General features: G+C 50.5%; 9 protein-coding genes. 4 read left to right on the top strand and 5 right to left on the bottom strand.

The annotated features are described in order from the left end of the window. The first annotated feature begins 357 nt into the window (after positions 1–357). From EFB08_RS21910 to EFB08_RS21900, 3 genes are all read left to right on the top strand, one after another. Positions 358–645, top strand: coding sequence for a DUF1456 family protein (locus EFB08_RS21910; RefSeq protein WP_123129387.1), 288 nt, complete (start codon positions 358–360; stop codon positions 643–645). A gap of 94 nt (positions 646–739) precedes the next feature. Beyond that, positions 740–1474, top strand: a complete 735-nt coding sequence (locus tag EFB08_RS21905; RefSeq protein WP_123129130.1) for a L,D-transpeptidase family protein — start codon at positions 740–742, stop codon at positions 1472–1474. 214 nt (positions 1475–1688) lie between these two features. Continuing rightward, positions 1689–2069, top strand: coding sequence for a BlaI/MecI/CopY family transcriptional regulator (locus EFB08_RS21900; RefSeq protein ID WP_123129129.1), 381 nt, complete (start codon positions 1689–1691; stop codon positions 2067–2069). Between the two features lie 254 nt (positions 2070–2323). Here EFB08_RS21900 and EFB08_RS21890 read toward each other — a convergent pair whose 3' ends face one another. Continuing rightward, positions 2324–2578: a hypothetical protein gene (locus tag EFB08_RS21890; protein WP_125077834.1), complete on the bottom strand. Its 255-nt coding sequence runs from the start codon at positions 2576–2578 to the stop codon at positions 2324–2326. Between the two features lie 12 nt (positions 2579–2590). On the opposite strand from EFB08_RS21890, the gene EFB08_RS21885 reads away from it, so the two are divergent. Next, the gene (locus EFB08_RS21885) at positions 2591–3421 is read left to right on the top strand and encodes an energy transducer TonB (RefSeq protein ID WP_123129126.1); all 831 of its coding nucleotides are present in this window, start codon (positions 2591–2593) and stop codon (positions 3419–3421) included. Positions 3422–3573: 152 nt separating this feature from the next. On the opposite strand, the gene EFB08_RS21880 is transcribed toward EFB08_RS21885, so the two are convergent. From EFB08_RS21880 to ccoG, 4 genes are all read right to left on the bottom strand, one after another. Then, positions 3574–4452, bottom strand: a complete 879-nt coding sequence (locus EFB08_RS21880) for a universal stress protein (protein WP_165864998.1) — start codon at positions 4450–4452, stop codon at positions 3574–3576. 31 nt (positions 4453–4483) lie between these two features. After that, positions 4484–5188 carry a sulfite exporter TauE/SafE family protein gene (locus EFB08_RS21875; RefSeq protein ID WP_123129124.1) on the bottom strand — a complete coding sequence of 235 codons (705 nt, stop codon included), beginning with the start codon at positions 5186–5188 and terminating at the stop codon, positions 4484–4486. Positions 5189–5192: 4 nt separating this feature from the next. Then, a complete protein-coding gene (locus EFB08_RS21870) occupies positions 5193–5666 on the bottom strand; it encodes a FixH family protein (protein ID WP_123129123.1) in 474 nt (157 codons plus the stop codon). Positions 5667–5774: 108 nt separating this feature from the next. Beyond that, positions 5775–7175, bottom strand: coding sequence for a cytochrome c oxidase accessory protein CcoG (gene ccoG, locus EFB08_RS21865; protein WP_123129122.1), 1401 nt, complete (start codon positions 7173–7175; stop codon positions 5775–5777). Positions 7176–8265 lie beyond the last annotated feature (1090 nt).

Here is an 8265-nt window from a genome sequence, read left to right as displayed (position 1 = left end):
GTCGCGGTCTGCCCGCGTTTGTCACTTTTCTCCTTGATGAGAAAAGTAACCAAAAGAATCAAGAAGAAAAGAAACTCGCTGACGCTCAAACAGTCTTTTCTTCACCTCTTCGTACCACCCCGCTGCTGTCCTCTGTTGCATAGAGGACGTAAGCCACTACCATTTGTACTGTTCTTGCGTGCGGCTCCTCGGAACTGGGCTACGCATGCGGCCCTGTTCCGAGGAGCCGCAGGGGCTTAGTCCTTACTGATTGTTATATTCCAAAATATGGCTGATAGGAATGAATTTCAACTTCTGGCCTACTGCTTGAAATTCTATTTCGTATACGTACTTTCGCGGATCATTAAAAACTTAGGCATGACTAACAACGATATCATGAAGAAACTGCGCGTGGCGCTCCAGCTCCGGGACGATGACATCATCGATATCCTGAAACTGGTGGAGTTCAACGTCACCAAGAGCGAATTGGGCGCGATTTTCCGGAAGGAAGACCATCCCAACTACAAACCCTGCGGCGATCAGTTACTGCGCAACTTCCTGAATGGACTGGTCATTCACATGCGTGGCACCCCCGAAGAAAAGAAACCAGCCGCTCCTTCCGCTCCCGCCCGTAAGCCAATGGCCTACCCTCCCCGCAAGAAATAGTAAATCACTATATAGCAAAAAGCCGTTTATGCGTTGTTCTCAGGAAAACAACGCATAAACGGCTTCTTGCTTTTTTCGGCCCATCCACTCGTCTATGAAAAACCTCCTGTTGCTATTATGTTTAGGCGGATTGTTTCTGCCAGATGGGTTCAAGGAAAAGCAGTTACAGCATGAGCGGGTCAGCACCGCTTACCGTGAAAAGCATTTAATCCTGGAGAAACTCCTGCAAGGCAAAGGGCTTTCGCTGCAACATCTGGAGCTTTACCTGCGTGCTTTCAAGCACGAGAAAACGTTGGAGGTTTGGGCCAGAAACTCCCCTGAACAGGCTTTCCAGTTGCTTACTTCCTATGAGCTTTGTGCCCGGTCAGGCACGTACGGCCCCAAAAGACAGGAAGGCGACGGCCAAATTCCCGAGGGCTTTTATGTTATTGATCGGTTTAATCCCAAGAGTAACTATCATCTTTCTTTAGGCATCAACTACCCCAATGCCTCTGATAAACTTCTGGGTCACCCCAAACCAGGCGGCGATATCTTCCTGCACGGCGATTGCGTGACCTTAGGCTGCCTGGCCCTCACAGATGACAAGATAAAAGAACTGTACGTACTAGCGGTAGAGGCCTACGCCCAGGGGCAAACCCAGATTCCGGTTCACCTCTTCCCCATCCGGTTCGACTCCCCGGCTTTTGCCCAGGTAAAGAAAAAGTACGCCCAGAACCCCAAACTTTTTTCCTTCTGGGAAAACCTACAAACCGGATATTTCTTCTTTGAGCAGCATAAAACCCTGCCAACTGTAACGGTAAACAGCACCGGCAACTATGTAGTTGAGTAGGTAGCAGTATGGCTTACTCCTTTTGACCTAGGTTTTAACCAAAGGTGTGTTTCTAAGCTGATTTCCCTAATAAGACCTTAAAACAAACTTTATATTACCTTTTCCCAACAGTTTTCCGAGGGTAGAGAAACTTCTATTTCTTAAATAACTTAAAATTAAGTTGTATAACTAAACATTAAGTTATACGTTTAAGAAAGAAATCAACCACCTTCCTATGAAAGAGTTAACAAAAGCAGAAGAGCAGGTCATGCAGATTCTCTGGAGTTTAGGAAAGGGTTTTGTGAAAGATGTGATTGAGCAGTTTCCAGAACCTAAACCCATTTACAACTCCGTTTCCACCATCATCCGGATTCTAGAGAAAAAAGGATTTGTGGGCTACACAGCCTATGGGAAAACGCATGAATACTTTCCTCTTATTCAAAAAAGCGACTATCAGAAATTCTTCCTGAAGAACTTTGTAAGCGGCTATTTTGGCGGCTCTTTCAAGCGCATGGTCTCCTTCTTCGCGAAAGAGGAAGAACTGGATGTGAAGGAACTGGAAGAACTGGTACAGTATGTAAAACAAAACTCACCAGAAGGCGATCATGATAAATAGCCTCATAGTTTACCTGCTGGAGTCGGGGTTTTGCCTTTTGTCCTTTTACTTACTGTATTTGCTTTTGCTGCGCAACGAAGCGTGCTTCCGCTACAATCGGTTCTATTTACTGGGAGCCACGGCGGTGTCCTTTTCGCTTCCTTTTTTGGAATTGCCTGCATTTCAGAAGGTGCCTTCTCTCCCTGCCTTAGTGCCTTCCCTTGCCCCATTTGTAGTATTTGCCGCAACAGAGATTGAACCAACCTCAACCGGCCCTACTTTGGAGTGGGACTCAGTTCTTTTGCTTTTTTATGGAATTGGGGTGATGGTATTTGCCTTTCGCTTCCTTCGGCAATTATATCATTTAAAAGGTATTCATCCAGAAGCATCAAAGGGAATCTGAGAGGATTCATGGCATTACGGTTATCCCCAGCCAGGGGAAATGGCCCACTTTTTCCTTTCTCAGATATATTTTCTGGGACAACACCCAAACTCTCACCCAGGAAGAACAAGACCGGATTCTTCAGCATGAACGGGTACACGTGGAACAAGGCCATAGCTATGACCTGATGTATCTGGAAGTCTTAACGATCCTCTTCTGGTGTAACCCGCTCCTTTACCTCTACCGGAAAGCCCTCATGGCTACCCATGAATTCCTGGCCGATGCGCACGTCATCCAAACCGAAGATAAAACTACTTATGGGCTGCTCCTGGCCAAACAGGTTTTACAGAAAAACCACTTTGCTTTAGGTCATAACTTCAATAAGTCTCTCACTCTAAAACGTCTGAAAATGATTCACGCACCCAACCGCCGTACCTCAAAAGTGAAACAAGCTTTGGCCTTCCCGCTGTTGGGTTTGCTGGCGCTCTCTTTGGCCTCCAATCAACTCCCCTTAACCGAGCAAAAGAAGGAGCAACCTGCTGTTGCAAAAGGGCAAAGTCAACCAGAAACACAGGCAGCCGCTGAGCCACATTTCCCTGGAGGCAAAAAAGAATTGCTGAAGTTCATTGGCCAAACTTTCCGAATTCCTTTGGAAGCCTCTAAAAGCAATTATTACGGAGGGGTCTTTGTACAAGCTACTATAGAAAAAGATGGAACCCCCGGTGACTTCAAGGTGGTGCAAGGAAGCCATGCGTTACTGGATCAGGAAGCATTACGGGTCATTCAAAAGATGCCGAAGTGGAAACCAAGCGAAACCGCTGCCACCTATGTTTTTCCAATCTCGGTGGTAATTGATGGCTTCAAGAATGACAAGGAAGTCATCAATCAGAAGTTTGAGCAGGCCTTGGTCCAGGTTTCCTCCCAAGCTAACGCAAAGTCCATTAGAGTGGCAGATCCTGTAGTGGTGGTAGGCTATGGCCCGGCTGAGTAAACTACCAGCCTATTTGGTATCCTGACTCTCCTTACAAAAAGCAGCTTTACTGAACTAAAAACGGCGCCAGAATAGCTTCTGGCGCCGTTATCATTTTATGAGTGTTTTGAAGAAATCGGGTCTAAAACGACTTACTCCATCTGTGCTTTGTTTTACGCTTCTACGGTAGAAGTAGCTTTCTCTGCCTGTTTGTGTCCATTGCAATGAGAGCAGCCTCCGGAACACGGGGTTTTACGGGCTTGGTACAGATTCAGGAGAGGCGTATGCAGGTGGTAAGCACTAGTTTTGCGGTAACGGCCCGAGAAGTACTCATGCAGCAGGTGCGTGTCTCGGGTAGCAATGACAAACAGGTCTGGGGTGTACCGTTCAGAGAAATCGTTGAGACCTTCCAGCAGGTCTTCTTCTTCCTGGCAGACGATGGTGCTGTTGGCGTAGGTGAGTTGCCCTTGCAGTACCGAGGCCGCTTTCTGAACTTGGCACAGTTCTACCGCGCCCAGGTTGCCGTGCAGGTGCAGCAGCGTTAAACGGGCCGAGAAGGTTCTCGCCAGTATTTGAATGCGGTCCAGCACCGGGGCATCAATATCGGTAACGTCCAGGCTGAAGACGATCTCTTTCAGTGGCTGAAACACCGCCTCCCGGGGCACCAGCAGCATCGGGCACGAAGCGAAATCCGTCAAAGAAAGAACTTCCTCTGGAGGGGTCCCTTCCAGCAGTGCTTCTGGGCTAGCTATCAGCAGGTTCACGTTATGGTTCTCCACCACCGATGGCAGGTTCTCGCGTAGCGAACCCGTGCGCACTACACAGAAACGGGTGATGGTTTTTCCGGCCGATGCCATGTACCGATCGGTGAAAGACCGCAGCCGCGACATAAGGTGGCTTTGGAAGGTTGGGGTGAGTTGGTTTTCTCCGGCACAATGCAGAAGCACAATATCGGCGCTCAGGTGAGAAGCGAACTGACTTGCGTACCGAAGGGCCGCCACACAGGCATCGGTGAAGTTAAAGGGCAGCAGAATTCTTGGGTTGGGCTTCATGTTTGGAAAGGGTTTGGAGAATGAAAGGGTTTTATGGAACATGGCACACGGGTGCCACTTGTTCGGTGGAAATCAATTTTGGGCTGAGGTAGGGCACGCCCAGGTTGAGGCCGCGTAAGATGAACAGCACGGCTAAACACGCCGCCACATACGGTACCGCATGCCGCATGAGAGCCCGCCATTTTGGTTGAATGAGTTTCCCGGACAAAGACACCAGCCACATGAGCGGCAGCGTCCCCAACCCGAACATGGCCATGTACAGCACGGCACCGCTTACACCGGGCGCGCTCACCGCCCCTGCCAACGCAAAGTACACCATCCCGCAGGGCAAGAGTCCGTTCAGCAGCCCCACAGAGAACAAAGCCCCCATAGAAGGATTCATGAACCTTTTCCCGATGGCTTTCCGGAGGGCATTCCACCAGCGGTCGGTCCCCAGCCAGCGACTGGATTTTCCGGTGTGTATCTTAGGAACCAGCACCAAAGCGAGCATGAGCACGCCTGAGGCGATGGAAATGGTTTGTTGCCATCCGGCCAACTGTAGCGTGCGGCCCAAAAGCCCGGCAACCAAGCCTAAGGAGGTGTAAGTAGTGATGCGGCCCAGGTTGTACAGGAGCCGGCCTCCCACAAAGGAAGCGCCGGATCCCCTGCCAACGGGCAGTGCCATGGCAATGGGGCCGCACATCCCCACGCAATGGAAACTACTGATAAAACCTATGATTGCGCCTGCCCACCACATGTTATTACAGGGTTAAGTCTTGCACGTGATAGTATTCCTTTTCCCCCACTTTCCCGATGAGCTGGACCCTCCAGAGGCCTTTCTTCAAAGCAGCGGTATTCAGCAGTTGCAGGCCTTCGGGGTTCAGATCCAGCGGCAAGACCACATCCAGTTTATCATCTGACGGACGGAACAGGTGCACCGTACCTTTGGCTTTGGCCAGATCGGCCGGAAACTGGATCACCAACTGCTCAGCTGCCGGAACCGCCATGACGTTGATGGGTTGTTTCAGTTCCTGGGTTTGCGCCACCTGCTTCATGCGCTGGCTGTAGGCCAACTCCTCGGCGTAGTAGTCCTTGCTCACCAGGTTCACCTCGCTCTGCATGGCGCCGTACACCATGAACCCGATGTACCCTGCAAACAGGACAAAAACAGAAATGATGAGGTAAGGCAACAGTGAACGTTGTGTGGTGTGAACAGTGGTTGTATGGGTAGCCATGATCGTTTCTAGTTATTTATTCTTTGTTGAAAGAAGGAGAAAGCAAGGCAAGCTCTCCTCCCATTCATTTCTTTGGGTCGGGTCATCAAACTCGTGCCAATTAGCACATTACTGCGCTGGTCCCAGGAATTTGGTGGTTTCGGTGGCAATGAGTTTATCGCCGCTGTAGACCCCAACTTCGATTTCGGAGCTGGCTGTTTTAAGGTCATTTTTCGGAATCTCTGCAAAAAACACGCCTTCGGTTAAGCCCTGTTTGGGCAGTACCAACTCATTGCGCACCACTTTAATCGTGCCTTTGTTGGACAGGAGTTTCAACGTGACGGGCAGCTCTTCATCGGTTTTGTTGATGAGCGTGATGTTGTAGAGGTTGGTCACGGTGCCTTTGTCGGTTTGCTGGTAGAGCATGCCCGGGGTGCGGAGGATGGTGGCGTCTATGTTGCTGCGGGTGATGAGCAACCCAGCGAAGGCTCCCATCAATACCACCAGAACTGCGGTGTAGGCCTTCATGCGGGAAGTGAAACGCCAAGCCTTTTTCTCCGCGATACTTTCCTCCGTAGCCACTCTAATGAGCCCCTGCGGCTTGTTCACCAAATCCATGATGGAGTTACAGATGTCAATGCAGGCCGTGCAGTTGATACACTCCATCTGCTGGGCGCCGTTCCGGATATCAATCCCCGTAGGGCACACCTGCACGCACTGGTGACAGTCAATACAATCACCTTCGGTGCGGACCTGGTTTTTGCGGAGTTTGCCTCTCGGCTCGCCGCGCTCGTAGTCATAGGCCACCGTGAGCGATTTCTTGTCTAGGATTACGCCCTGTAACCGTCCGTACGGACAAACGATGGTACACACCTGCTCTCTGAACCGGGCGAACACGCCGTAGAACACCCCCGTGAACAGCACCAAGGAAAACAAGCCACCCGCGTGGGCCGCTGGCCCATCGGTTACAATTTTCTGCAGCTCGGCTACGCCAATAATGTACGCCAGGAAAGTATTGGCAATCACGAAAGACACCCCTACAAACAGTGTATGCTTGGTTGTTTTCTTCCAGATTTTCTCCGTTGTCCAAGGGGCTTTGTCCAGCGCTTTCTGCTTGGGGGCATCGCCTTCAATCCAGTACTCAATGCGGCGGAACACCATCTCCATGAAGATGGTCTGCGGGCACACCCAGCCGCACCATACCCGTCCGTACACCACCGTAAACAGGATAATAAACAGGATGAAGGCCATGAAACCGATGAGCAGGATAAAGAAGTCCTGCGGCCAGAAGATCATCCCGAAGAAGATGAATTTGCGGTCCGGAATATTGAACAGCAACATGGGGAGTCCGTTCACTTTCAGAAACGGCCCGGTGAAGAGGAGCGTCAGGAGCGCATAGCTCACATATTTGCGGTACTGGTACAGTTTCCCGCTCGGCTTTTTAGGGTACAGCCACACCCGTTTCCCGTCTTTGTCAACCGTAGAGATGGAGTCTCTGAAAGTTTCGGGCTCGGTTAATAATGTGCTCATGGTCTCTTACCGGTTGTGCGCCCGGCAGCGAGAGGGGGTTAACTTTCGTTTCTGCTTCATTTGGGCTTTCACCTCTGAAGCACATTGTAAAATTACCGGTACCAGTAGCCCTTTGCGATCTCTCCCGTCATTGGGGGAAATGATCTTTGTCATCTTTTGGCGAGAAGGAAGCGTTTTGGAGGTGGTTTTGGGAAAAGAAGGGAAAAATGGAAGGTTTAGTGTTATTATTATGGATGTTAGAGGTTGGTTGGTGCACGCAATTTGCTTGTGCTGGCGAAGGACTGCAGTTTGAGTGGGTGCATGAGCTTTGATGTTGCATAGCTTGGCTCCGAGCGCTCACGGCCGCGAGGCCCCGTCTTCCGAGCTCGCGCTGTGCCAGCTTCCTTTGCTCCCTGAAGGTCGCAATGCCTGCGGCACCGGAACCTGCCTAGGCGCTCACCCGAAAGCCTGGAATTGGGTTCTTACAACTGAGGCTCTAAATGGAAGAGGTTTGCAAGCTTGTCAATCTTCTGTTTTATGGTTCAAGTCTGTGACTTGGACCTATCATGGGTGGAGGTTTGCAACTTCCGTGAGGCAAAAGTCTCAAAGACACGTTTGTTGATCCGCTGGCGCGAGCGTCCAGCTCGTGCCTTCACATTGCTACTGTTTAAAGTAAACCTATGAAACAGATCAGGTATGCGTGTGGACACCAGCGGGACGCTCGCGCCAGCGAAAAGTATGGAGAGAAGCGAGATTGAAAATCGGCAGTTACAAACTGCCATCATAGTAGGTCCAAGTCACAGACTTGAACTATGTATATACACAAACCAGAAGGAGAATAACGTTGTAAAGGAGCTGAACTGCTCCTCTACAACGTTATTTGTTTAAAATTTCCATTTCCATTCTTCTATGGAAAAAAACCGTTTCCAGCCTTTCCGTTGAGCGCCTTTGTTTTAGACCTGGTGCCGCGCATGCGGCAGGCCTGCTGGCCAAGGCTAAAACAACAGCGCGAGGCGGGAAGGCGGGGCCTCGCGGCCGTGAGCGCTCGGAGCCAAGCTATGCAACACCAAAGCTCATGCACCTACGAAATCAGCAGTCCTTCGCCAGCACA

Origin of the sequence: Rufibacter latericius (assembly GCF_003721515.1) — a bacterium.
Taxonomy (GTDB): Bacteria; Bacteroidota; Bacteroidia; order Cytophagales; family Hymenobacteraceae; genus Nibribacter; species Nibribacter latericius.
The sequence above is the reverse complement of the archived record's forward strand: the minus strand, read 5'-3'. Positions and strand labels throughout refer to the sequence as shown.

What these genes read in the sequence shown, in the direction of transcription:
- EFB08_RS21905 (WP_123129130.1), top strand. Translation starts at nt 740, where the DNA reads ATGAAAAACCTCCTGTTGCTATTATGTTTAGGCGGATTGTTTCTGCCA.
- EFB08_RS21875 (WP_123129124.1), bottom strand. Translation starts at nt 5,188, where the DNA reads ATGTGGTGGGCAGGCGCAATCATAGGTTTTATCAGTAGTTTCCATTGC.
- ccoG (WP_123129122.1), bottom strand. Translation starts at nt 7,175, where the DNA reads ATGAGCACATTATTAACCGAGCCCGAAACTTTCAGAGACTCCATCTCT.
- EFB08_RS21880 (WP_165864998.1), bottom strand. Translation starts at nt 4,452, where the DNA reads ATGAAGCCCAACCCAAGAATTCTGCTGCCCTTTAACTTCACCGATGCC.
- EFB08_RS21900 (WP_123129129.1), top strand. Translation starts at nt 1,689, where the DNA reads ATGAAAGAGTTAACAAAAGCAGAAGAGCAGGTCATGCAGATTCTCTGG.
- EFB08_RS21870 (WP_123129123.1), bottom strand. Translation starts at nt 5,666, where the DNA reads ATGGCTACCCATACAACCACTGTTCACACCACACAACGTTCACTGTTG.
- EFB08_RS21890 (WP_125077834.1), bottom strand. Translation starts at nt 2,578, where the DNA reads ATGCTGAAGAATCCGGTCTTGTTCTTCCTGGGTGAGAGTTTGGGTGTT.
- EFB08_RS21910 (WP_123129387.1), top strand. Translation starts at nt 358, where the DNA reads ATGACTAACAACGATATCATGAAGAAACTGCGCGTGGCGCTCCAGCTC.